This window comes from Simplicispira sp. 125, from assembly GCF_003096555.1.
Taxonomy (GTDB): domain Bacteria; phylum Pseudomonadota; class Gammaproteobacteria; order Burkholderiales; family Burkholderiaceae_C; genus Simplicispira.
In genome coordinates, this window is record NZ_QEKM01000001.1 from 1,662,851 (window position 1) to 1,684,888 (window position 22,038).

Below are 22,038 nucleotides of genomic sequence, written 5' to 3' on the forward strand. Positions count from 1 at the left end.
CCGTGCGCCTGGCGCATGATGGCACCATGAAAAACCTGGATATCACCCTCTACGGCATTCCCAACTGCGACACCGTGAAGAAATCCCGCGCCTGGCTGACAGCGCAGGGCTGCGAACACCACTTTCATGATTTCAAGAAACAAGGCGTGCCCACCGACGCGCTGGCTCTTTGGATTGCTCACGCGGGTTGGGAAAAATTACTGAACCGCAAAGGAACGACCTGGCGCAAGCTGGACCCCGTGACCCAAGCTGCCGTCAATGATGCCGCCAGCGCCAGCGCGCTCATGCAAGCCCACGCCAGCGTGATCAAGCGCCCCGTGGTCGAGTGGCGCAGCGGCAGCGAGGTACGGGTCACCGTCGGTTTCGACGAACCCTCCTGGCTGGAATGCCTGAAAAACAGTCCTTCTGTCTGAAAGTGCACATTTCTTTACGTCGATTTACCAAGCGGGAGGGCTGTCTTTGCGCTGCACCGATAAACTTTTAACCAGTCTGGCGCGTTATAGGCAGATAAGCTGAAAGGGGCTTCTCCATGAAAAAACTGGTTTTGTTTTCCATCGTCCTCGGCACAGCAGGTCTGGCCGCTGCGCAAGAGCAAGGGCGCGTGCTGTCGGTCACGCCCATCGTGCAGCAGGTGGCCTACCCCCGCCAAGTGTGCAGCAACGAGACCGTTTACAGCGGCCAGCGCACCACGGGCGGCGGCGCAGTATTGGGCGCCATTGCAGGCGGCGCAGCCGGCAATGCCATTGGCAAGGGCAATGGCCGCGCCGCAGCTACGGCCATTGGCCTGATTGGTGGCGCGGTGCTGGGCAACCAGATCGAAGGCCAGGGCCGTCCAGAATACGAAACCGTGCAGCGCTGCGGCACTGAAACCACCTACGAGAACCGCACCGTAGGCTACAACGTGGTGTACGAATACGCAGGGCGCCAGTACAGCACGCAGACCGCCACCGACCCGGGGCGCTACATCGCCGTGCAGGTGCAACCTGTGGGCAACGCAGCGCCGTACAACCCAGGCTACTCCAGCCAGCAACCCGACTATTACGACCAGAGTGGCTATGCCCAGCCTGGCGTGGTGACGTCGCCCTACGCGGCCCCCCAAGGCAATTCGGGCGTCACGATCATTGAATACGGCTACGAAAACGATGGTTACCGCCACCATCGCCCTTATCCGCCACCGCGCTACAACCCTTACGCGCGCTGACCCACCAAGAGCCCCGCCCGGGGCTCTTTTTTTGCCCTCTCCGGCCCGCCAGGCGCAGGGGATGACAGTGGCCTAAAATCGACGGTTTGTCCCAGTAGCCTCCCCATATCCTCCATGACCACCGAAAAAATCGACGGCGTGTCCGTCACCACCCAAGCGAATGTGTACTTTGATGGCAAGTGCGTCAGCCATGGCATCACTTTCCCTGACGGCACGAAGAAATCGGTGGGCGTGGTGCTGCCGGCGACCTTGACCTTCAATACCGGAGCGCCCGAAATCATGGAATGCGTGGCGGGCTCCTGCGAATACAAGCTGGCGGGCAGCGAAACCTGGGTGAAATCTTCGCCCGGTGACCAATTCAACGTGCCCGGCAACTCGAAGTTCGACATTCGCGTGACCGAGGCCTATCACTACATCTGCCACTTCGGCTAAATCCACACCGCAACGGACACCTGCAAATGGCCACCATTCTTCAAAATCTCCCCCGCGGCCAGAAGGTCGGCATCGCCTTCTCCGGCGGCCTGGACACCAGCGCAGCCCTGCTCTGGATGAAGCAAAAGGGCGCTCTGCCCTATGCCTACACCGCCAACCTCGGCCAGCCCGACGAGCCCGATTACGACGCCATTCCGCGCAAGGCCATGGAATATGGCGCCGAAAAAGCCCGCCTCATCGACTGCCGCACCCAACTGGCCCACGAAGGCATTGCTGCACTGCAATGCGGCGCGTTCCACATCAGCACCGGCGGCCTGACCTACTTCAACACCACGCCACTGGGCCGCGCCGTTACCGGCACCATGCTGGTGGCTGCGATGAAGGAAGACGACGTCCACATCTGGGGCGACGGCAGCACCTACAAGGGCAACGACATCGAGCGCTTCTACCGCTACGGCCTGCTCACCAACCCCGCGCTCAAAATTTATAAGCCCTGGCTCGACCAGCTGTTCATCGACGAGTTGGGCGGCCGCGCCGAAATGTCGGCCTTTATGACCGAGCACGGCTTTGGCTACAAGATGAGCGCCGAGAAAGCCTACAGCACCGACAGCAACATGCTCGGCGCCACGCACGAGGCCAAAGACCTGGAGTTTCTGAGCAGCGGCATCCGCATCGTCAACCCGATCATGGGCGTGGCTTTCTGGAAGGAAGACGTGGCCGTTAAGGCCGAAGAAGTTTCGGTGCGCTTTGAAGAAGGCCAGCCCGTGGCGCTCAACGGCGTCGAGTTCAGCGACCCCGTCGAGCTGATTCTGGAAGCCAACCGCATCGGCGGCCGCCATGGCCTGGGCATGAGCGACCAGATCGAGAACCGCATCATCGAGGCCAAGAGCCGCGGTATCTACGAAGCCCCCGGCCTGGCGCTGCTGCACATCGCCTACGAGCGCCTGGTGACCGGCATCCACAACGAGGACACCATCGAGCAGTACCGCATGAACGGCCTCAAGCTCGGGCGTCTGCTCTACCAGGGCCGCTGGTTCGATCCCCAGGCCATCATGCTGCGCGAGAGTGCCCAGCGCTGGATCGCGCGCGCAGTGACCGGTACGGTCACGCTGGAGCTGCGCCGGGGGAACGACTACTCGCTGCTCAACACCGAGAGCCCCAACCTCACCTACGCACCCGAGCGCCTGAGCATGGAAAAAGTGGAAGACGCGCCGTTCTCGCCCCTGGACCGCATTGGTCAGCTGACCATGCGCAACCTCGACATCGTGGACACGCGCGCCAAGCTCGGCATCTACGCCAAGAGCGGCCTGCTGTCGCTGGGCGGCAATGCGGCGCTGGCGCAGCTGGGCGACGACACCGCGAAAAAATAAGTATCAAATGAGCCTCCAGCGCTTTACCATCAAGCGCTGGCAGCTATCAAATCAGGATCAATCCGCCCGCACTGCAAAGTCGGGCGGATTTTTTATGGGCCAGAGATCTGCAGGCCCAAGGGACAACGACAAGCGCATCAGGCCACCGTAGGCTGCGGGGGGCGCCCCACGGCACGCACGATGGCCGCAAGCAACGCGCCGTAGGCGGGCACAAACAGCAGCAGGCTCACACCGAGCTTAATGGCGTAGTCCACCCAGGCGATTTCAACCCAATGCGCGGCCATGAACGCATCCTGGCTGCGCCAGAAAGCAATCGCGAAAAAGGCGGCCGTATCCAGCGCCTGGCCAAAGACGGAGGCGGCCGCTGGCGCCAGCCACCAGGCGCGGTTTTTCTGTCGGATGCGATCGAACACCTGGATGTCAAGCAACTGCCCCAGCACATAGGCCGCAAAGCTGGCCAGGGCAATGCGGAACACAAAGGTATTGAAGCCCCCCAGGGCATCAAAGCCATTGAAATGCCCGTCGCGGAACAGCACGCCCACGATGTACGAGGCCACCAGCGCGGGCACCATGGCACGCGCGACCACGCGCCGCGCCGGCGCCTTGCCAATCAGCCGAACCGTGAGGTCGGTTGCCAGAAAAATGAACGGAAAACTGAACGCCCCCCAGGTGCTGTGAAAGCCCAGCAACGTGATGGGCAACTGCACCAGGTAATTGCTGGCAATGACGATGGCGATATGCAGCGCCACCAGGAGGGAAAGATAGAGCGGCACGCGGGATGGCCGCGCCTGAACGAGGGTCATGAAAGTCCTTTTTTGTGAATGGGGGCGAGGGAACCCATTGGAATGAAATGGCAGGAGCGATTATAAGCAGGCCACCGCAATGGTCCTACGGCAAGAATTCAGGTATTTTCAGACTCCAGCGCTTATGCACAAAGCGCAAACAGCTATTAATTTTGAAGCTACACCACGACGGGCTCGGGCTCCAGCCGGATGCCAAACCGTTCGTACACACTGGTTTGTATGGCCTTGGCCAGCGTCATAACCTCTCCGCCGGTCACGCTGTCGGCACCGTGGCCGCGGTTGACCAGCACCAGCGCCTGCTTTTCGTAGACGGCCGCTTTGCCCACGGTCTTGCCCTTCCAGCCGCAGGCGTCGATGAGCCAGCCGGCCGCCAGCTTGATGCGGCCGTCGGGTAGCGCGTAGTGCACGATTTTGGGGTCACGGGCGATGATGTCCTGGCACTGCTCGGGCGTGACAGTGGGGTTCTTGAAGAAGCTGCCGGCATTGCCGATGACGGCCGGGTCGGGCAGCTTGGCGCGGCGGATGTCGCACACCCAGTCAAAAATTTGCTGCGCTGTGGGCTGGGCCGCGCCGGCCTCCTGCGCACGGCGTTCCAGCTCCAGGTAGCCCAGCTCGGGGCGCCACACCTTGGGCAGGCGAAAGCGCACCTGGGTGATAACCGCGCGCCCTGCCAAGCCCATGCCACGCGGCAGGCTGCCCGCACCGTCAACGGCAGAGGGTGCATGCTTGAAGACGGAATCACGGTAACCAAAGCCGCATTGCGCCGCGTCGAGCGTGAAGGCTTCGCCCGTGGCCAGGTCGATGGCATCCAGCGCATCAAACCGGTCCTGCAGCTCAATGCCGTAGGCGCCTATGTTCTGCACCGGCGCCGCGCCCACCGTGCCGGGGATCAACGCCAGGTTTTCCAGGCCGGGCCAACCCTGCGCCACGGTCCAGGCCACCGTGTCGTGCCAAGGTTCGCCTGCACCCACTTCGACGATCCAGGCACCAGGGGTCTCGCGCACCAGCCTGCGGCCCATGATCTCGATCTTCAGCACCACGGGCTTGACGTCCCCGGTGAGCACAATATTGCTTCCGCCGCCCAGCACGAATACCGGCGCCTGGCCCAGGACCGGGTCGGCCCGCAGGGCGGCAATATCTTCGACAGAGCGCACCCGCACCAGGGTTTCGGCACGCGCGACGATGCCAAAGGTGTTGTAGGGCTGCAGGGACACGTTTTTCTCGACTAACATTGCCAGGATTGTCGCACCGGGCCCTTTGCCACGCGACGCGCTGATTGGAGAAAGACCTGCCATGCCTACTTTTGATACCGTTTGTGAAGCCGACTTTGTCGAGGTGAAAAATGCCGTGGAGAACGCGGCCAAGGAAATTGGCACGCGCTTTGACTTCAAAGGCACATCTGCCGCCGTGGAACTCAAGGACAAGGAAATCACCCTCTTCGGCGACGCCGAGTTCCAGCTCACCCAAGTGGAAGATCTGCTGCGCAACAAACTGACCAAGCGCAACGTGGACGTGCGCTTTCTCGACATCGGCAAGCCGCAAAAAATCGGTGGCGACAAGGTCAAGCAGGTGATCAAGGTACGCAATGGCATCGACAGCGAGTTGGCCAAGAAGCTGCAGCGCCTCATCAAGGACAGCAAGCTCAAGGTGCAGGCCGCCATTCAGGACGAGAAGGTGCGCATCACCGGCGCCAAGCGCGACGACCTGCAGGCCGCGATGGCGCTGATCCGCAAGGACATCACCGACATGCCGCTGTCGTTCAACAATTTCCGCGACTGACCGCCCGTCGCTGCCCGGAGTCCTCTATGCGGCCCCACTGCCCCCCCCTCGTGGCCAGTGTGCTGGCAATGGCCTTGCTGGCGCCTGGTGCAGCCTGGGCGCAGGCCGTGTCGCTGGCCGGCATTCTGGGAAGCAAGGCGCTGTTGGTGGTCGATGGCTCGCCGCCCCGGGGCGTGGCCGCCGGAGAAACCCACCAGGGCGTCAAGGTGGTTTCCGTGGGCCGCGATGAAGCCATGATTGAAATCAAGGGCGCGCGCAGCACCGTGCGCCTGGGAGAAGCCCCGGTCAGCATCGGTGCCCGCACCGGCACAGGGCGCAAGGTGGTGCTGATGAGCGACAGCCGGGGACATTTTGTCAACCAGGGGCTCATCAACGGCAAAGTCATGCAGTTCATGGTGGACACCGGTGCCACCACGGTCGCCATTGGCCGCCCCGACGCCGACCGCATGGGCCTGGACTACAAGAAGGGCCAGGCCGTGCAAATGAGCACTGCCAACGGCGTGGCACAAGGCTGGCGCATGCGGCTGGACTCGGTGCGCATTGGCGAGGTGGAGGTGCAAAGCGTGGATGCCATCGTCACACCCCAGGCCATGCCTTATGTGTTGTTGGGCAACAGCTTTCTGGGTGAATTCCAGATGACCCGCACCAACGACCAGATGGTTCTGGAAAAGCGTCGCTGAACGCCATGCTCGCTGCGCCATTGGCCCGTACCGGGAACGACGAAGAATACGAGGACCTGCTGGGCCTCTGGGGCGACCTGGAGTCCGGGTTGTCCGTGTTGCTGTCGCGCCCCCTCCATGCGCAGGATTTCGCGGGCAAGATCCGCCAGTTCGACCAGTGGCTGCAGGACCTGGTTGCGCACGACATCGACGCATCGCTGTACCTGATGTTCCAGTTGGCAGCAACCTCCACGGTGGGTTACAGCACCTCGCATGCATTGGTGTGCGGCACGCTGTGCCACATCATGGCGCGCGAATTCTGTCTGCCTGGAAACGAGCGCAATGCCCTGGTGCGCGCCGCGCTCACCATGAACATCGGCATGACAGCGCTGCAGGACGAACTGGCAGGCCAGCGCGAACTGCCGAGCGCAACGCAAAAAGACGCCATCCATATCCACCCCCTCAAGGGCCAGGACATGCTGGCGCAGCTGCACATCACCAACGATCTGTGGCTGGACCTGGTCGGCCAGCACCATACCCGCGTATCCGAGACAACGCCCTTGTTCCAACTGGACGCGGTGGACAGGCTCACACGCATTCTGGGCACCATTGACCGCTATGCAGCCATGATCAGCCCGCGCAAATCCCGCCCGGGACGCAGCGCCACGGACTCGGTGCGCGCACTGGTGGGCCAAGAAATTGAGGAGCGCGATGAAGTCGGCCTGATGCTGGTACGCACCGTGGGCTTGTGCCCACCAGGCACTTTTGTGCGGCTGGACAACAACGACATTGCCGTCGTTCTGCGCCGCAGCGACAAGCCCAACCTGCCACTGGTGGCCAGCCTGATCGACGGCCAGAACCACCCCCTGAGTGAAGCACGACTGCACCAGACGGCCCATGGCAAGCCGCGCATCCAGTCGGCCCTGGCCCGCACTGCCGTCACGGTAGAGCTCAACCACCGCACCATGATGCGCTTGGGCCAGTACACGGCCCAGTACATCACGCCCTGGACAGGCTCGGCCAACCAGCCCACGCAGCCCATGCCTTTGTAGCCCGACAACGGGCTGTGGTGCAGGGGGTCAATGCCCCCAGTAAATCAAGGCGTCACGCCCGCTCACCGACAGATCGACCTGCGCGCCGACGGGCAGCAGCACCTTGGTGTCCACATGGCCATAGGGCAGATGGGTGAGTACCGGAATGCTGATCTGGCTGCGCAGCCAGTCCACCACGGTCTGCAGCTTGTAGCCCTTGTCGTGCGGCGCCAGCTTGTAGTTGGTGAACTGCCCGAGGAGCACCGCCTTCTGCTGGGCCAGCACGCCAGCGTGCAGCAACTGCGTCAGCATGCGCTCGATGCGGTAGGGATGCTCGTTCACATCCTCGACAAACAGAATGCCGCCCGGCACCTGCGGCAGATAGGGTGTGCCCACCAGCGAGGTCAACACCGCCAGGTTGCCGCCCCACAGGCGCGCCTCGGTGATGTCCAGCTCTAATTCCGCAGCACCGGCCATGGCCGCACGCCGGTCTTTGGGCATGCGCCAGCCCGCACCTTCACCATGGCCCATGAGCAGGTCGTCAAAGCAGGCCTCCATGATGTCGTCCGGGGTGCCCTGCACGCCAAAATCAGCGCCCAGCGAAGGCCCGGCCCAGGTGATGGCCCCGGTCTGCGCCATCACAGCGCACTGGAAGGCCGTGAAGTCGCTGATGCCCACAAAGTGCATGCCACTGTCGATGGCGCGGGCCACAGCGGCGTAGTCGATACCGGGCAGGATGCGGGTCAGGCCGTAGCCGCCACGCGAGATCAACGCCACATCAGCGCCGCTCGCTGCCGCGCGGTGGATGGCCGCCAGGCGGGTTGCGTCGTCGCCAGCAAAACGGGTGTGCGTGGCCAAGGCGTCGGGGTCTATCTCGACCTCATGACCCAGGGCCTGCAGGCGCTTGACGCCCCGGCGAAAAGCCGCCTTGTCGCGCACCGCGCTCGACGGCGAATAAATATAGATGTGCCGGGGGCCATGGTCGTGGCCGCAGTGGCAGGTGTCGTGGTCAGAAGGCAAGGCGCCCGGGCCGCCAGGCGACCCGCTCCGTGAAAGCTCAAAACCGGAAGTATTCCACAGCCTGCCGCGCAATCGCCTCACCATGCTCCTGCACGAAGTGGCCCGCCTGCGGCAGCACCACCGGCGGCGGGCAGCCACGCACCGTTTGCTGCAACTGCGCCATCACAGGCGGGCCCAGCACCGGGTCTTGTGCACCCACAAACAGCAGGCTGCGCCCCGCCCAGTCCGTGCGCCAAAAATCACGCGCGGCCCGCGACAGCGCCGCGCCCGGCGCCTGGGGTTGGTCGGGCACCATGGCCGGAAAGGCGCGCAACGCGGCGCGGTGGCCTGCATCGGGAAACGGCGCATCGTAGGCGGCGCATTCATCGGCCCCCAGGTGCGGATTGCCCCGCCCCAGCAAGCGCCCCACGCCAAACAGCGGCTTGTCGGCGCACATCTGGCGCCAGTCCAGAAACCCCTGCGACAGCGGTGCGTCGCCCGTGGCCAGCAGGGTGTTCATGGCCAGCAGCCCAGCAAAGCGCTCGGGCATGGCCATGGGCAGCGTCAGGCCCAGAATGCCGCCCCAGTCCTGCACCACCAGCACCACCCGTTGCAGGTCAAGCCGCTCCACCAGTTCCAGCAGCACCTGGCGGTGCCCGTCGAAGGTGTGGAACGAGGTCTTCTTGGGTTTGTCGCTGCGGCCAAAGCCCATCAGGTCGGGCGCCACCACGCGGTGGCCCGCCGCCGTAAACACGGGCAGCATGCGCCGGTACAGGTAGCTCCAGGCCGGGTTGCCGTGCAGGCACAACCAAGTGATGGGCGCGTCCTGCGGGCCTTCGTCCAGGTAGTGCAGCCGCAGGCCTGCCAGCGCGGGCAGGTCGCTCACATAGTGCGGGGGCCAGGGGTAGCCCGGCAGATGGGCAAAGCACGCATCGGGCGTGCGCAGCGCATCGTCGCGCAGCGGGTGAGCGGCCTGTGCTGCAGCGCGCTGCTGGCTGCGCCGTTCCCGAAAGAACGCCGCCAGCAGCGCTGCGCATTCATCGGCCAGCACCCCGCCCTGCACCTGCGTTTGGTGGTTGAGCTGCGGGGAGGCGAACAGGTCCACCACCGAGCCTGCGGCACCCGTTTTGGGATCCTGCGCGCCAAAGACCACGCGCGGCACACGCGCATGCAGCATGGCGCCACTGCACATGGCGCAAGGCTCCAGGGTGACGTAAAGCGTGCAGCCCTCAAGCCGGTAGTTGCCCAGGCGCTGCGCTGCGGCGCGCAGGGCCACGATTTCGGCGTGCGCCGTGGGGTCATGCCCTTGCACCGGGGCATTGCGGCCGGTGGCGATGACTTCGCCACCGCGCACCACCACAGCTCCCACAGGCACCTCGCCCGCCTGCCCGGCGGCCTGGGCCTGCGCCAGGGCCTGGCGCATCCAGTATGCATCGGTTTCACTGTTTTTCATGCTATTAATTAGATAGCTAATAGCGCTTACCTATAAATCGTTAGAGGCACTTTTTATTCACCATCTTCAGGCATGGGCCGTGCCTGCTGCAGGGCGCCTTCGAGCGCCTTGCGGTATTGGTCTTGCACCTGCTGGCTTTGCTGGCGCACGTTCGCAGGCTCCGACGCTGCGGTGGCGGGCTGCAGCACGGGGATGGCGGTGCGCGTGGCGGCCAGCTGCTTCTTGATCACCATACCGACAACCGCCAGTGCCACCAACAAAGATACGATTCCAAAAGCCATGCGCATGTCACACCTCCTGTGCGGGCACCATGCCCAGGGCTTCCATCCACCGCGCCAGGGCCTGCGCGTCCGGCCCGCCACTGCGATACGCGGCGTGCAGGGCAGCATGGGATTCCTTGCGGTGCTGGTTGAGCTTGAGTTTGCACTGCAGGTCGGTCACGCGCAGCTCGAACGCCACGATACCGGCCAGCATCTTGCGGGCAAAGTCCTCGCCCAGGGCACGCCACTGTGCGGCATAGGCGGGTTCATGGTCACCGATCAGCGCCTTGAGCAGCGCATCCTTGGCGTCGGGCTCCTCGACCAATGTGGCCTGCACGCGGCAGTGCACGGCCAGGTAGTTCCAGGATGGCACACGCGCAAGGTCGGGGTAGACGGACGGCGACAAATAAGCCTGCGGGCCCAGAAAAGTGACCAAGGCCTGCGGGCGCAACTGCAGGTAGCGCCAATGCGGGTTGCCACGCGCGCAATGGCCCAGCAGGACCAGACCATCGCTGCGCTCTTGCAGGTGCAGCGGCAGATGGCTGACAAACGGGAAGCCTTCTTCGTCGGTGGACACCAGGCTGGCCAGCGGATGCGCGCGCATGAGGGCGTGGGCATGCGCGGGGTCGTGGCTCTCGAAATGTGCGGGAAGGTACATGGCGCGTGGCTCGCAAACAGCTTCGTAGCCCGCCACTGTATCGGCAAAACGGCCGCACGCAGTCACGCTGCGGTGCGGTGCGGCCGTTGGCAGAGCGCCCCAGGGTCAGTTCCGCGTCACGCGGGCGTTGTCCTTGTAGGTGTAGAGCGTGACGGCGGGCGTGGTCAGCTCACCCTTGGCAGTAAAGGCGATGTTGGCGGTCACGCCCTTGTACTGCGTCTTGCTGATGAACGGCCCATACACCTGGGGGTCCACCGAGTCGGCGCGCTTCATGGCGTCCGCCAGCACCATGGCGGCGTCGTAAGCGTAGGGGCTGTAGATCTGGAACTGGCCCGGGAACTTGGCGTCGTAACGCTTCTTCCATTCGGCGCCGCCCTGCATTTTGGCGACCGAGGCACCGCCCGTGGCGCAGGTCACGTTCTGGAGGATGGGGGACTTGCCCGCCAGTTCCGGCAGTTTTTCGGTGCACAGCGCGTCGCCTCCAAAAAACTTCACGTCACCCAGACCCAGCTGCACCATCTGGCGCAGCATGGGGCCGGCCTGCGCGTCCAGGCCACCGTAGAAGACGGCATCGGGCTTGGTGCTCTTGATCTTGGTGAGGATGGCCATGAAATCCGTGGCCTTATCGTTGGTGAACTCCTCGGCCACGACCGCCATGCCCTTTTGCAGCGCAGTGGCCTTGAACACCGATGCCACGCCCTGCCCGTAGGCCGTGCGGTCGTCAATGACGGCCACTTTCTTGAGCTTGAGGGTGTCGGAGGCAAACACGGCCAGATCCGCGCCCAGTGCGTTGTCGTTGGCAATCAGGCGAAAGGTGGTCTTGTAGCCAGGCTTGGTCAGATCGGGGTTGGAGGCCGACGCCGTGATGTTGGGCAGGCCGCAGCGCGAATAGACCGAGGCGGCCGGAATCGAGGTTCCCGACTGCAGGTGCCCCACCAGGCCTGCGATCTTCTGGTCGCACAGCTTCTGCGCCACGGCGGTGGCCTGGCGCGGATCGCCCGCGTCGTCTTCGGCCACCAGCTCGAACTTGATCTTCTTGCCGCCAATCACCAGGCCCTGGGCATTGAGGTCATCCACGGCCAGGCGCACGCCGTTTTCGGTGTCCTTGCCAATGTGGGCAATACCACCCGATACGGGACCGGCATGGCCCAGCTTGACCACCTTGACATCCTGCGCAGCCGCCAGGCCACAAGCAGCAGCCAGAGCGGCAGCGGCCGTCAGTTGCAGAGAAAAGCGAATACGGGTGGAACGCAGGGACATCAACATCACTCCAGTGGGGGGAAAACCATGCTGTGGAAACCGCAACCGGGCACCACAGCGCGCATGGGTAAAAACCCTTGGATCGTAACGAACAACACCTACCAAACTCGGGCGCAGGGTTTTGTGCCAACAGCGCAGGCCATGCATTAACACCGCTAATACAGCCCGCGAAACCTGTTCACACACAAAGCCATGTTGCTGCATTTTTAATAGCTACTAGCGCTTACCCATAAAGCGCCAAAAGCTGATTTAGCTCTGGATTCCCAAGCCAAACCATTTGCCGCACAATGCGCCCATGCAGTTCAATTTCATTGCCAACACCGCCCTCGTGTCCACCAGTGGCCGCACGCTGGCGGTGATCGACCCTTCCGATGGTCAGCCTTTCGACGCCTTGCAGCGCAGCAATGCGCAGGACATCGACCATGCCGTCCACGCAGCACGCCAGTGCCTGGATGCCGTGTGGCACAAGTTGGCCGCCGCCGAGCGCGGGCGGCTGTTGATGCGCCTGTCCGCCACGGTGCAGGAGCATGCCGACGAACTGGCGGCGCTGGAGCAGTGCGACTGCGGCAAGCCTACGCACCAAGCCCGCGCCGACGTGCAGGCGTTGGCACGCTACTTCGAGTTCTATGCCGGGGCTTGCGACAAACTGCACGGCGAGACCATTCCCGGCCAGCCGGGCTACAGCGTGCTGACCTGGCGCGAGCCGCACGGCGTGACGGGCCATATCATTCCCTGGAACTACCCGATGCAGATTTTTGGCCGCAGCGTGGGCGGCGCACTGGCGGCAGGCAACGTGTGTGTGGTCAAACCTTCCGAGGACGCTTGCCTGAGCCTGCTACGCGTGGCCCAGCTGGCGGCCGAGGCAGGCTTTCCGGCGGGCGCCATCAACATCGTCACAGGCTACGGGCACGAGGTGGGCGACGCACTGGCACGCCACCCGGGCATAGACCACATCAGTTTTACGGGCAGCCCCGGCGTAGGCACGCTGATCCAGCAGGCCGCCGCCGAACGGCACTGCCCCGTCACGCTGGAGCTGGGCGGTAAAAGCCCGCAAATCCTGTTTGCCGATGCCGACCTGGATGCCGCCCTGCCCGTGCTGGTCAACGCCATCGTGCAAAACGCAGGCCAGACCTGCAGCGCGGGTTCGCGCGTGCTCATCCACGCACCGCTCTACGAACCCCTGCTCGAACGGCTGGGCCAGGCTTTTGCGCAGTTGCGTGTGGGGCCCGCCGCCATGGATCTGGATGTGGGGCCCTTGATACGCGCCAGCCAGCAGCAGCGCGTGTGGGACTTTCTCTCAGACGCTCAGGTGGCCGGCATCCCGATGGTGGCCCAAGGTCAGATCGTGGACGAGGCTCCCGAGAGCGGCTTCTACCAGGCCCCTACCTTGCTGCGCGACGTGCCCATCGACCACCGCCTGGCCCAGGAAGAAATTTTTGGCCCGGTACTGTGTGCCATGCCGTTCGAAGACGAGGACCACGCAGTAGAACTGGCCAACGCCACGCGCTTTGGCCTGGTGGCCGGCGTGTGGACGCGCGACGGCGCACGCCAGTTCCGCATGGCGCGGCGCATCCGCAGCGGTCAGGTGTTCATCAACAACTACGGTGCGGGCGGCGGCGTCGAGCTGCCGTTTGGCGGCGTGAAGTCGTCCGGCTACGGCCGCGAAAAAGGCTTCGAGGCACTGTACGGTTTCACCACGCTCAAAACCGTGGCATTCCACCACGGCTGACCAAGGGCAGCGCGGCTTGGCCGCCGCAGACCCATCCGCCCCACGCTCTCCATGGCGCGGCCGCCCCCGCGCGGCGGCACCAGATCAATCGACAAACCTGGAACAAGAATCCATGCCCCTGAGCCCCCCCGCCCTTCGCGTGCCACGGCACCACCGCCGCGTCCACTATTACGGCTACGAACGCGACGACGGTCTGTGGGACATCGAAGGCGAGCTGCATGACAGCAAGATGCAGGACACGCCCTCTTTTCGCAATCAGGGCATACACCTCGCTGGCGAGCCCATCCACCACATGTGGCTGCGCGTGACCGTGAACCGTGAACTGGTCGTGCAAGCCATCGAGGTGGCCATGGACACCTACCCTTTGAGAGACTGCCCCCAGGCCGAGCCCGCACTGCAGGCCATGGTGGGCCACAGCATGGCACGTGGTTGGCGCCATGCCATCCAGCACCACCTGGGTGGCGTGGTCAGCTGCACCCATCTGCGCGAACTGCTGTTCAACCTGGCCACCGCCGCCTTCCAGACGTTGCCCGCCGCCTTCACGCCGGCCGACGCGGACGAGCCGCCACGCCACCTGGGCCAGTGCACGGGCTGGGATTTGGAGGGGAACGGGGTGCGACTCTATTACCCGAAGTTCTACCGCGGCCAGCCGGGCGCTGGCGCACACGACGACTGAACGCGCGGTGGAATGGCGGTAAGTGTGCCGTGTGACCCCAAAGGGCCTGCGTTGCGCAGGCAGGGCCCGGCAGACGGGGCCGGGAAAATCAGCCCAGCACTTCTTTGAGTGCCGCGTCGTACAGGCCGGTCAGGCGGTCGGTTACTTCCAGCAGGCGCTCGCTGGTGGTGCCCACCGTCTCCAGCGCACGCTCGTCGGGTTTGCGCTGCAGGGCTGCATCGAAAAACAGCCACTGCGAATCACCCAGGGCCAGTTCGTTGCGAATGGCAGGGGTGGAGATCGGTGCGGCAGCCAAATTGGCCATGGCCAGCCGGAACTCGGCGGCATCGGCCTTCATTTCATCCAAGGTACCCTTGCCTTCGAGCTTGGCGGCCAGCAAAAAATAGTTTTTGGCCAGGCGCTGGGACAGCGCACGCTGGCGGCCTGCGGTGTTCACCAGCCGCGCTGTGCTGGCCTTGGCAAACTTCTCAAACGCCTCGGTCGCTGCCTGCGATGCCGCCATCATCCGATCAGACTGCACCGCCACCGCTGCAACGGATTCGCGCGTGGGCGGCATCACCAGCAAGGTGTCCAGCACATCGGACTGCTTCTGGATTTCAGTCACATGCCGCGCCAATTCTGCGGGCCACTGCACCTTGGCCAGGTCCTCAAAACCCGAGCGCACCAGCTGCCGTGTCGCCGTCAGGGCAAGGCGCGCTTGGTCTGGCAGGGTATGGAGGTGTATCTGGCAATAAGTCTTGGCAATGCGCTGCGACAACGCACGAAAACGGGCTGTGCGGTTAATGGCCGTGGACACCGCCAGCTGCGCATGGGCCGTAGACAGCACAGGCATCAGCAACACCGCCGCGAGGGACTGAAGCGTAGCGCGGCGGTTGTTCAGGGAGTCCGGTCGAAAAACAAGGGTTTTCATGGATTGGCAGTGCCGGTAATTTTGGATCGCATTCTGATTGCAACCAGGTGTGAGCACCATGATTCAAATCAAGGAGCACGATCGCAAACAGCCTTGCCACGGAAAATCCAGCAATGCACAGCCACTGCCGACCGCAATCCAGGCCCACCAAGGCGTGCGAAGGCAGCACAATGGCGTCTCCCCCGTTTCAGGAGATACCCGTGATGCGCCTCCAAGGTCAATCCATCATCGTCACCGGCGCCGGCAATGGCATCGGTGAAGGCATTGCCCGGCGGCTGGCGGCCGAGGGCGCAAAGGTAGTCATCAACGACATCCATGCAGCCAACGGCCAGCGCGTGGCAGACAGCATCGTGGCGGCAGGTGGCATCGCCACGTTCTTCCAGGCGGATGTGACGCAGTCAAACCAGGTCCAAACCATGGTGCAAACAGCTCTGAGCCACTATGGGCGCCTCGATGTGGTGGTCAACAACGCGGGCTGGACACACCGCAATCGCTCCCTTCTGGAGGTGAGCGAGGAAGAATTCGACAAGGTCTATGCCATCAACGTCAAAAGCATCTACCTCACGGCTATCCACGCCGTGCCCGCCATGCGCGCCAACCCGGGCGGCAGCACCGGCAGCTTCATCAACATTGCCTCCACCGCTGGGTTGCGCCCCCGGCCGGGGCTGACCTGGTACAACGGCTCCAAGGGCGCCGTCATTACCACCAGCAAGTCGATGGCGGCCGAACTCGGGCCTGACAACATCCGCGTCAACTGCATCAACCCGGTGTTCAACCCCGATACGGGCCTGTCTGCCGAGTTTGCCGGAGGCCCGGTGAACGATGTACGGCGGGCCCAATTTCTTGCCAGCATTCCGCTGGGGCGGTTTTCCACGGCACTGGACGTGGCCAATGCCGCGCTCTACCTGGCCAGCGACGAAGCCGCTTTCATCAGCGGCATCTGCATCGAGGTGGACGGAGCCCGTTGCGTCTGACAACATGAGCCTGCCCCTGTAAGGCTTGACATGGCGCAAGGGTGGCCACTGCCCAACAGACCCCTGGTGCGCAAGTGGGGCAGAATTGCCCCATGTCTGAACGTGTCATTCCGCTGGTCGATTACCGCATTGCAGGGCTGGTGCCCGTCGTGCCCGAGCAGCCCACCGCCCCTGCGGGCCTGCTGACGGACACATTGGGCCGCCCACTGCGCGATCTGCGCATCAGTATCACGGACCGTTGCAACTTCCGCTGCAGCTACTGCATGCCCAAGGATGTGTTCAACAAGGAGCATGCCTTTCTGCCCCACAGCGCGCTCCTGAGCTTTGAGGAAATCACCCGCCTTGCACGGCTTTTTCTGGCACATGGCGTGCGCAAGATCCGGCTCACCGGCGGCGAACCCCTGCTGCGGCGCAACGTGGAGGCGCTGGTGGCACAACTGGCCGAGCTGCGCACTGTGGACGGCCAAGCCCCCGACCTGACGCTGACCACCAATGGCTCGCTGCTGGCACGCAAGGCGCGTGCGCTCAAGGATGCCGGGCTGCAGCGGGTCACCGTCAGCCTGGACAGCCTGGACGATGCGGTGTTCAGACGCATGAACGATGTGAACTTTCCAGTGGCCGAGGTGTTGGCGGGCATCGAGGCCGCACAAGCCGTCGGCCTCGCGCACATCAAGGTCAACATGGTGGTCAAGCGCGGCACCAACGACCACGAAATTCTGCCCATGGCGCAGCATTTTCGCGGCAGCGGCGCCACACTGCGTTTCATTGAATACATGGATGTGGGCGCCACCAATGGCTGGCGCATGGATGAAGTGCTGCCCTCCGCCGAAGTCATTGCGCGGCTGCAGACCGCACTGCTGCTGGTGCCGTTGGCCCCCAGTTCACTTGGCGAAACGGCCGAACGCTGGGGCTACGCCGATGCGCACGGTCAGCACGACCCTTTGCAGGGCGAAGTCGGCGTGATCAGCAGCGTCACCAAGGCATTCTGCGGCGACTGCAACCGCGCCCGCCTGTCCACCGAAGGCAAACTCTACCTCTGCCTTTTTGCATCCCAGGGCCACGACCTGCGCAGCCTGCTGCGTGCCGGTGCCAGCGACGAAGCCATCGCTGCGGCCATCGCGCCCATCTGGCAGCAGCGCACCGACCGCTACTCTGAGCTGCGATCGAGCCTGCCTGCCGATGCAGGCCACAGCGCACAACGTGTGGAAATGAGCTACATCGGTGGATAGCCCGGCGGGCTACCGGCTGCAGCATGCGCCCCTCGATTGACCCACGGGACATGACAGGCCTGGTACTGGCCGGCGGCCAGGGCACCCGCATGGGCGGCATCGACAAAGGGCTTGAGCTGTTCCAGGGCACCCCGCTGGCCTTGCACGCACTGCGCCGGCTCCAGCCCCAGGTGGGCCGCACGCTGGTCAACGCGAACCGCCATCTGGACACCTACCAAACCTTTGGCGCCCCCGTATGCCCCGATGCGCAGGCCGACTTTGCCGGCCCCCTCGCAGGTTTTTTGGCCGGAATGGAGCACTGCCGCACCGCCTGGCTGCTGACCGTGCCCTGCGATACGCCGCTGTTCCCCGTCGACCTGGCCCAACGACTGGCACATGCCGCCTGCCGCGAGGGCGCCGACATCGCCATGGCCGCAGCGCGCGACTACAGCGATCCGCAGCACACCACCCTGCGCCCTCAGCCGGTGTTTTGCCTGCTCAATGTCCGTTTGAAGGACAGCCTGGCCCATTTCATTGCCACTGGCGGACGCAAGGTCGGCGCCTGGACTGCGCAGCACACTTGTGTGCGGGTTCCATTTGACCTGCCGTCTGATGCGAGTGAGGCCTTCTTCAATGCCAACACACTCGAAGAATTACGCCAGCTGGAAATCACGGCAAGGCATGGGAATTTTGGCGAAAAATAGCCTCTATCGCTTACCCACAAATCGCCAATAGCTATTAAATTTATAGCTATTATGTAATATAAAACGGCAGTGCAAGAGGCCGACGTGCGCTTGATACCCGCTGCACACCTCCAGATTTTTGTCGTCGGCTTGACATAGGCCATGTTTTGCGCGGACAGCGGCATCCTAAAATAACCATCTTTATTTTGTGGTTATGAAAATGATAAAGCGCATTCCCATGTTTCTGGCGGCGGCAATGATGGCGGCGTCTTTTTTCATGCCCGCGGCAGCCCAGTCCGCACGGTCCAGCGCAAAGGTTGACTTGGACGTGCGGTTCCGCGAAGTGCAAACGGACACGCAACTGGCAGAGAACCTGTTCAAGATCGGTCGCAAGGTGGCTGCGGTATGCGCCAACTGCCATGGCGAGGGGGGTAACAGCACCAAGCCATCCATCCCCAATCTGGCCGGCCAGAACCCTGCCTACCTGCTGGAACAATTGCGCCAGTTTGCCGATGGGCGACGCCGCAACGAGTTCATGGAGGGCATGATCCGCGCCATGAACAGCGATGAAAAAATCGGCATGGTGTTGTTCTATTCCGCCCAGGAAGTAGCACACAAACCCGCCACCGATGCTGCACTGGCAGACAAAGGCAAGTCGTATTTCAACAAGACCTGCTTTCGCTGCCACGGGCAGACAGGCCGCGGCAACGACCAGATTGCCCGCATTGCCGGGCAGCAAACCGAATACTTGCGCACCACACTGCATCGTTACCGCAGCGGTAGCGATGTCCGCTCTGATTCGATCATGACGCCCAATACCCGGCTGATGACGGACGCGGATATCGAAGCGGTGGTCGCCTACGTTTCCTCCATGCCGTAAGCATTCAGTACCGGAGCGCTCACTACGTGTCGCAAGTACTCTGGCGCTGTGACGCTCAATTGTCCTGGCGGCGGATCAGTGCGCGGCCTGCGTCGGTAATGGTCAGCTCGTCAGCGCTGTTTTTACCAAGGTAGCCGCGCTCATAAAGGCGGCTGGACAGATGCTCCTTGAGCGCCTGGGGCGTGGTGACCAGCTCACCCATCTCCAATTGCTTGAGGGTTTCGAGTTCGTCCACAGTGGGATCAAACTGGGGCGCGTGGTAGGTGCTCATAGCAGGTCTCCCGTAAAAACAAAGCGGTTGTGGCGCTCCATGCGTCAAAACAGGGGAAGGTCGTGCAGCGCGGGAGCGTTGCCGTCTTCCGGAAAGCTGATGCACTCGTCCCAGCCGCCATGCTGGCTGTCTTGTACCTGCAGGCAGGCCGGAGCGCCGTGTACCAGCGTGCCGCGCGGGCCGGGGCGCACCGCCACAATGGGGTCACCCTCCAGCAGCCGGTCGACCACTTCGACCAGCGGCACAGGCACGGGTGCAGATTCCCAGCAACGGCCATCGGCAGCCAGCAATCCCATCAGCACCTCGCTGATACATGGCCCTTGCCGACTGTCATAGCGCACCGCCGATATTCCGTACATGCGATCAATCCTTTTTCTGTGGAGGGGATTGCAATGAGCTTACTTTAGAGCCAAAGCGCGGCTTGTAGGAAGAGACCTTTTATGCGTCAGGGCCCGCCATCGTCGCCAGCCAGGCACTGAAGGCGGCCAGCACGGGCGACAAGGCATGCGCCGGGCTGACGAGGTAATAAGCGCGCTCCCCGCGCAACGGCCGGGCGCAAGCCACCACCAGCTCGCCGCTGGCCAGCTCGGCCTCGATGAGCAGCGGCGGCATCAGCGCCACGCCCATGCCATGGGTGGCGGCCACGGCCAGCATGGAGAACAGCTCGTAGCGCGGGCCATCGAGGGCGTACGGCGCATCGACCCCCATCGCCTCGAACCACTGGCGCCAGCCATAGGGGCGTGTGCTTTGCTGCAGCAGGGGCAGATCGGCCAGCGCCTCGGCCGCCACAGGCTGGTGCGCGCGGCCCCGGCCCCGGGGCGCAGCGGATTCAAGCAGGCGCGGGCTGCACACGGGCACCACGTCTTCGTGCATCAGCAACTGCGCCTGCACGCCGGGCCAGTTGGCGACCTGCTCGGGCGTGCCCGCGTACAGCGCGGCGTCAAAGGTCGTGTCGGCAAACAAAAAAGGCCGCGTTTGCGTATCGATGTGCACCACGATGTCGGGGTGCGCCTGCGCCAGCTGCGGCAGGCGCGGGATGAGCCAGCGCGTGGCAAAGGTGGGCACTGCGGCCAGCGAGATGGTGCCACCCTCGCCCTGGTGCGCCATCACGTCCAGCGTGTCGCGCTCCAGCCCCTGCAGCCAGCGCGCCACTTGGCGGCCATAGTGCGCGCCCGCAGGCGTCAGCACCACGCCGTGGCGCGTGCGACGAAACAGCTGCACGCCCAAAAACTCTTCCAGCGCCTGGATCTGGCGCGACACGGCGCTCTGCGTGAGCGACAGCTCCTGCGCGGCGCGGGTGTAGCTCTCGTGGCGGGCGGCCACTTCAAAACAGGCCAGGGCCTGGGTCGATGGAATGTTGCGGCGCATGATGAAGAGGAATTTTTAAGTGACCAGCCACACCTTGACTTAGCTGGCCGCCAGTATTCCATACATTCCATAAACGCATGTCTGGATGAAAAGAACTCGCTTGCGGGCCAGCATCCCAAAGCCTACGATGCGTTCCAGATTCGTTTTTTTCTTCCCCCTTTTCCGACCTGGAGACACACATGGCCCACGCCGCTTTTCAATGGGATGACCCTTTCCTCCTGAGCCAGCAACTGACCGACGACGAGCGCGCCATCCAGGGCGCCGCCGCAGCGTATTGCCAGGACAAGCTGGCACCCCGCGTGCTGGACGCCTTCCGCCACGAAAAGATGGACGTGAGCATCTTCCGCGAGATGGGCGAAGTGGGTCTCTTGGGCCCCACCATCCCCGAGCAGTACGGCGGCCCTGGTCTCTCCTACGTGGCCTACGGCCTGATCGCCCGCGAAGTGGAGCGCGTGGATTCGGGCTACCGCTCGATGGCCAGCGTGCAGTCGTCGTTGGTAATGGTGCCCATCCATGAATTCGGCACCGAAGCGCAGAAGCAGAAATACCTGCCCAAGCTCGCCAGCGGCGAGTGGATCGGCTGCTTCGGCCTGACCGAGCCCGACCACGGCTCCGACCCCGGCAGCATGGCCACGCGCGCCTACAAGGTCGATGGCGGCTACAAGCTCAAGGGCAGCAAGATGTGGATCACCAACAGCCCCGTGGCCGACGTGTTCGTGGTCTGGGCCAAGGAAGTGTCCGAAGGCGGCGCCGTGGGCCCCATCCGCGGCTTTGTGCTGGAAAAGGGCATGAAGGGCCTGACGGCCCCCGCCATCCACGGCAAGGTGGGCCTGCGTGCATCGATTACCGGCGAGATCGTGATGGACGACGTGTTCGTGCCCGAAGAAAACGCCTTCCCTGAAGTGCAAGGTTTGAAGGGCCCCTTCACCTGCCTGAACAGCGCCCGTTACGGCATCGCCTGGGGCGCCCTGGGTGCGGCCGAGTTCTGCTGGCACACCGCCCGCCAGTACACGCTGGACCGCAAGCAGTTTGGCCGCCCCCTGGCTGCCAACCAGCTCATCCAGAAGAAGCTGGCCGACATGCAGACCGAGATCGCCATCGGCCTGCAAGCCTGCCTGCAGTTTGGCCGCATGAAGGACGCGGGCACGGCCAGCGTGGAAGGCACCTCCCTCATCAAGCGCAACAGCTGCGGCAAGGCGCTGGACATCGCCCGCCTGGCGCGCGACATGATGGGCGGCAACGGCATCAGCGACGAGTTTGGCGTGGCCCGCCACCTGGTGAACCTGGAAGTGGTGAACACCTACGAAGGCACGCACGATGTGCATGCGCTGATCCTGGGCCGCGCCCAGACGGGGATTGCGGCGTTTTCGTGACTTCCCCCTGAGGCGCTGCGCGCCTTCCCCCTTCTCTCGGCTTCGCCGGGAAGGGGGACGA

Annotated in this window: 25 protein-coding genes; 14 read left to right on the forward strand and 11 right to left on the reverse strand. The window is 63.7% G+C overall.

Going from position 1 to position 22,038, the window contains the following annotated elements:
* The first annotated feature begins 26 nt into the window (after positions 1-26).
* The 4 genes from C8D04_RS07635 to argG all read left to right on the forward strand — a co-directional run bounded on the left by C8D04_RS07635 (position 27) and on the right by argG (position 3,003).
* Entirely contained in the window at positions 27-413 is a 387-nt protein-coding gene (locus C8D04_RS07635; protein ID WP_116006084.1) for an arsenate reductase, read from the forward strand.
* Between the two features lie 116 nt (positions 414-529).
* Positions 530-1,201, forward strand: coding sequence for a glycine zipper 2TM domain-containing protein (locus C8D04_RS07640; protein ID WP_116004300.1), 672 nt, complete (start codon positions 530-532; stop codon positions 1,199-1,201).
* 114 nt (positions 1,202-1,315) lie between these two features.
* Complete coding sequence (locus tag C8D04_RS07645; RefSeq protein WP_116004301.1) at positions 1,316-1,633, forward strand: pyrimidine/purine nucleoside phosphorylase; 318 nt, start codon at positions 1,316-1,318, stop codon at positions 1,631-1,633.
* A 26-nt stretch (positions 1,634-1,659) separates the two neighbouring features.
* Positions 1,660-3,003: an argininosuccinate synthase gene (argG, locus tag C8D04_RS07650; RefSeq protein WP_116004302.1), complete on the forward strand. Its 1,344-nt coding sequence runs from the start codon at positions 1,660-1,662 to the stop codon at positions 3,001-3,003.
* A gap of 137 nt (positions 3,004-3,140) precedes the next feature.
* Here the strand turns inward: argG and C8D04_RS07655 are convergent, their stop codons facing one another.
* Positions 3,141-3,806 (reverse strand): 7-cyano-7-deazaguanine/7-aminomethyl-7-deazaguanine transporter, encoded by a 666-nt coding sequence (locus C8D04_RS07655; RefSeq protein WP_116004303.1) that lies wholly within the window; start codon positions 3,804-3,806, stop codon positions 3,141-3,143.
* 158 nt (positions 3,807-3,964) lie between these two features.
* The gene (gene murB / locus C8D04_RS07660; protein ID WP_116004304.1) at positions 3,965-5,038 is read right to left on the reverse strand and encodes a UDP-N-acetylmuramate dehydrogenase; all 1,074 of its coding nucleotides are present in this window, start codon (positions 5,036-5,038) and stop codon (positions 3,965-3,967) included.
* Between the two features lie 61 nt (positions 5,039-5,099).
* Between murB and C8D04_RS07665 the strand changes: the two genes are divergently transcribed.
* From C8D04_RS07665 to C8D04_RS07675, 3 genes are read left to right on the forward strand one after another with little or no spacing between them, the layout of a single operon-like run.
* Positions 5,100-5,585 (forward strand): YajQ family cyclic di-GMP-binding protein, encoded by a 486-nt coding sequence (locus tag C8D04_RS07665; RefSeq protein WP_116004305.1) that lies wholly within the window; start codon positions 5,100-5,102, stop codon positions 5,583-5,585.
* 26 nt (positions 5,586-5,611) lie between these two features.
* Positions 5,612-6,265 carry a TIGR02281 family clan AA aspartic protease gene (locus tag C8D04_RS07670; RefSeq protein ID WP_233521138.1) on the forward strand — a complete coding sequence of 218 codons (654 nt, stop codon included), beginning with the start codon at positions 5,612-5,614 and terminating at the stop codon, positions 6,263-6,265.
* A gap of 5 nt (positions 6,266-6,270) precedes the next feature.
* Positions 6,271-7,296: a phosphodiesterase gene (locus tag C8D04_RS07675; RefSeq protein WP_116004306.1), complete on the forward strand. Its 1,026-nt coding sequence runs from the start codon at positions 6,271-6,273 to the stop codon at positions 7,294-7,296.
* 27 nt (positions 7,297-7,323) lie between these two features.
* Here the strand turns inward: C8D04_RS07675 and C8D04_RS07680 are convergent, their stop codons facing one another.
* From C8D04_RS07680 to C8D04_RS07700, 5 genes are all read right to left on the reverse strand, one after another.
* On the reverse strand, positions 7,324-8,295 hold the full coding sequence (locus tag C8D04_RS07680) for an LD-carboxypeptidase (RefSeq protein ID WP_233521139.1): 972 nt from the start codon (positions 8,293-8,295) through the stop codon (positions 7,324-7,326).
* 37 nt (positions 8,296-8,332) lie between these two features.
* Positions 8,333-9,727, reverse strand: a complete 1,395-nt coding sequence (tadA, locus tag C8D04_RS07685) for a tRNA adenosine(34) deaminase TadA (RefSeq protein WP_116004308.1) — start codon at positions 9,725-9,727, stop codon at positions 8,333-8,335.
* 53 nt (positions 9,728-9,780) lie between these two features.
* On the reverse strand, positions 9,781-10,014 hold the full coding sequence (locus C8D04_RS07690; protein WP_116004309.1) for a hypothetical protein: 234 nt from the start codon (positions 10,012-10,014) through the stop codon (positions 9,781-9,783).
* A gap of 1 nt (position 10,015) precedes the next feature.
* Positions 10,016-10,645 (reverse strand): FMN-binding negative transcriptional regulator, encoded by a 630-nt coding sequence (locus C8D04_RS07695; protein ID WP_116004310.1) that lies wholly within the window; start codon positions 10,643-10,645, stop codon positions 10,016-10,018.
* Positions 10,646-10,750: 105 nt separating this feature from the next.
* On the reverse strand, positions 10,751-11,905 hold the full coding sequence (locus tag C8D04_RS07700) for a branched-chain amino acid ABC transporter substrate-binding protein (protein WP_116006086.1): 1,155 nt from the start codon (positions 11,903-11,905) through the stop codon (positions 10,751-10,753).
* A gap of 295 nt (positions 11,906-12,200) precedes the next feature.
* On the opposite strand from C8D04_RS07700, the gene C8D04_RS07705 reads away from it, so the two are divergent.
* Complete coding sequence (locus C8D04_RS07705) at positions 12,201-13,634, forward strand: aldehyde dehydrogenase family protein (protein ID WP_116004311.1); 1,434 nt, start codon at positions 12,201-12,203, stop codon at positions 13,632-13,634.
* 112 nt (positions 13,635-13,746) lie between these two features.
* Complete coding sequence (locus C8D04_RS07710) at positions 13,747-14,310, forward strand: DUF2889 domain-containing protein (RefSeq protein ID WP_116004312.1); 564 nt, start codon at positions 13,747-13,749, stop codon at positions 14,308-14,310.
* 88 nt (positions 14,311-14,398) lie between these two features.
* Here the strand turns inward: C8D04_RS07710 and C8D04_RS07715 are convergent, their stop codons facing one another.
* Positions 14,399-15,220 (reverse strand): type IV pili methyl-accepting chemotaxis transducer N-terminal domain-containing protein, encoded by an 822-nt coding sequence (locus tag C8D04_RS07715; RefSeq protein WP_116006087.1) that lies wholly within the window; start codon positions 15,218-15,220, stop codon positions 14,399-14,401.
* A 203-nt stretch (positions 15,221-15,423) separates the two neighbouring features.
* On the opposite strand from C8D04_RS07715, the gene C8D04_RS07720 reads away from it, so the two are divergent.
* The 4 genes from C8D04_RS07720 (at position 15,424) to C8D04_RS07735 (ending at position 18,965) form a co-directional block, all read left to right on the forward strand.
* Complete coding sequence (locus C8D04_RS07720; RefSeq protein WP_116004313.1) at positions 15,424-16,194, forward strand: SDR family oxidoreductase; 771 nt, start codon at positions 15,424-15,426, stop codon at positions 16,192-16,194.
* 92 nt (positions 16,195-16,286) lie between these two features.
* Positions 16,287-17,423 carry a GTP 3',8-cyclase MoaA gene (gene moaA, locus C8D04_RS07725; RefSeq protein ID WP_116004314.1) on the forward strand — a complete coding sequence of 379 codons (1,137 nt, stop codon included), beginning with the start codon at positions 16,287-16,289 and terminating at the stop codon, positions 17,421-17,423.
* 23 nt (positions 17,424-17,446) lie between these two features.
* Positions 17,447-18,106, forward strand: a complete 660-nt coding sequence (mobA, locus tag C8D04_RS07730) for a molybdenum cofactor guanylyltransferase MobA (protein WP_116004315.1) — start codon at positions 17,447-17,449, stop codon at positions 18,104-18,106.
* Between the two features lie 193 nt (positions 18,107-18,299).
* Positions 18,300-18,965, forward strand: coding sequence for a c-type cytochrome (locus C8D04_RS07735; RefSeq protein WP_233521140.1), 666 nt, complete (start codon positions 18,300-18,302; stop codon positions 18,963-18,965).
* Positions 18,966-19,020: 55 nt separating this feature from the next.
* On the opposite strand, the gene C8D04_RS07740 is transcribed toward C8D04_RS07735, so the two are convergent.
* The 3 genes from C8D04_RS07740 to C8D04_RS07750 all read right to left on the reverse strand — a co-directional run bounded on the left by C8D04_RS07740 (position 19,021) and on the right by C8D04_RS07750 (position 20,604).
* Positions 19,021-19,236, reverse strand: a complete 216-nt coding sequence (locus C8D04_RS07740; RefSeq protein ID WP_116004316.1) for a hypothetical protein — start codon at positions 19,234-19,236, stop codon at positions 19,021-19,023.
* Between the two features lie 44 nt (positions 19,237-19,280).
* Entirely contained in the window at positions 19,281-19,595 is a 315-nt protein-coding gene (locus C8D04_RS07745) for a hypothetical protein (protein ID WP_116701310.1), read from the reverse strand.
* A 79-nt stretch (positions 19,596-19,674) separates the two neighbouring features.
* The gene (locus C8D04_RS07750; protein WP_116004318.1) at positions 19,675-20,604 is read right to left on the reverse strand and encodes a LysR family transcriptional regulator; all 930 of its coding nucleotides are present in this window, start codon (positions 20,602-20,604) and stop codon (positions 19,675-19,677) included.
* Between the two features lie 179 nt (positions 20,605-20,783).
* Between C8D04_RS07750 and C8D04_RS07755 the strand changes: the two genes are divergently transcribed.
* Positions 20,784-21,977 carry an acyl-CoA dehydrogenase gene (locus C8D04_RS07755; protein ID WP_116004319.1) on the forward strand — a complete coding sequence of 398 codons (1,194 nt, stop codon included), beginning with the start codon at positions 20,784-20,786 and terminating at the stop codon, positions 21,975-21,977.
* The last annotated feature ends 61 nt before the right edge of the window (positions 21,978-22,038 follow it).

Coding starts and splice junctions, on each gene's coding strand:
- C8D04_RS07635 (WP_116006084.1), top strand. CDS start 27: ATGAAAAACCTGGATATCACCCTCTACGGCATTCCCAACTGCGACACC.
- C8D04_RS07640 (WP_116004300.1), top strand. CDS start 530: ATGAAAAAACTGGTTTTGTTTTCCATCGTCCTCGGCACAGCAGGTCTG.
- C8D04_RS07645 (WP_116004301.1), top strand. CDS start 1,316: ATGACCACCGAAAAAATCGACGGCGTGTCCGTCACCACCCAAGCGAAT.
- argG (WP_116004302.1), top strand. CDS start 1,660: ATGGCCACCATTCTTCAAAATCTCCCCCGCGGCCAGAAGGTCGGCATC.
- C8D04_RS07655 (WP_116004303.1), bottom strand. CDS start 3,806: ATGACCCTCGTTCAGGCGCGGCCATCCCGCGTGCCGCTCTATCTTTCC.
- murB (WP_116004304.1), bottom strand. CDS start 5,038: ATGTTAGTCGAGAAAAACGTGTCCCTGCAGCCCTACAACACCTTTGGC.
- C8D04_RS07665 (WP_116004305.1), top strand. CDS start 5,100: ATGCCTACTTTTGATACCGTTTGTGAAGCCGACTTTGTCGAGGTGAAA.
- C8D04_RS07670 (WP_233521138.1), top strand. CDS start 5,612: ATGCGGCCCCACTGCCCCCCCCTCGTGGCCAGTGTGCTGGCAATGGCC.
- C8D04_RS07675 (WP_116004306.1), top strand. CDS start 6,271: ATGCTCGCTGCGCCATTGGCCCGTACCGGGAACGACGAAGAATACGAG.
- tadA (WP_116004308.1), bottom strand. CDS start 9,727: ATGAAAAACAGTGAAACCGATGCATACTGGATGCGCCAGGCCCTGGCG.
- C8D04_RS07690 (WP_116004309.1), bottom strand. CDS start 10,014: ATGCGCATGGCTTTTGGAATCGTATCTTTGTTGGTGGCACTGGCGGTT.
- C8D04_RS07695 (WP_116004310.1), bottom strand. CDS start 10,645: ATGTACCTTCCCGCACATTTCGAGAGCCACGACCCCGCGCATGCCCAC.
- C8D04_RS07700 (WP_116006086.1), bottom strand. CDS start 11,905: ATGTCCCTGCGTTCCACCCGTATTCGCTTTTCTCTGCAACTGACGGCC.
- C8D04_RS07705 (WP_116004311.1), top strand. CDS start 12,201: ATGCAGTTCAATTTCATTGCCAACACCGCCCTCGTGTCCACCAGTGGC.
- C8D04_RS07710 (WP_116004312.1), top strand. CDS start 13,747: ATGCCCCTGAGCCCCCCCGCCCTTCGCGTGCCACGGCACCACCGCCGC.
- C8D04_RS07715 (WP_116006087.1), bottom strand. CDS start 15,220: ATGAAAACCCTTGTTTTTCGACCGGACTCCCTGAACAACCGCCGCGCT.
- C8D04_RS07720 (WP_116004313.1), top strand. CDS start 15,424: ATGCGCCTCCAAGGTCAATCCATCATCGTCACCGGCGCCGGCAATGGC.
- moaA (WP_116004314.1), top strand. CDS start 16,287: ATGTCTGAACGTGTCATTCCGCTGGTCGATTACCGCATTGCAGGGCTG.
- mobA (WP_116004315.1), top strand. CDS start 17,447: ATGCGCCCCTCGATTGACCCACGGGACATGACAGGCCTGGTACTGGCC.
- C8D04_RS07735 (WP_233521140.1), top strand. CDS start 18,300: ATGAAAATGATAAAGCGCATTCCCATGTTTCTGGCGGCGGCAATGATG.
- C8D04_RS07740 (WP_116004316.1), bottom strand. CDS start 19,236: ATGAGCACCTACCACGCGCCCCAGTTTGATCCCACTGTGGACGAACTC.
- C8D04_RS07745 (WP_116701310.1), bottom strand. CDS start 19,595: ATGTACGGAATATCGGCGGTGCGCTATGACAGTCGGCAAGGGCCATGT.
- C8D04_RS07750 (WP_116004318.1), bottom strand. CDS start 20,604: ATGCGCCGCAACATTCCATCGACCCAGGCCCTGGCCTGTTTTGAAGTG.
- C8D04_RS07755 (WP_116004319.1), top strand. CDS start 20,784: ATGGCCCACGCCGCTTTTCAATGGGATGACCCTTTCCTCCTGAGCCAG.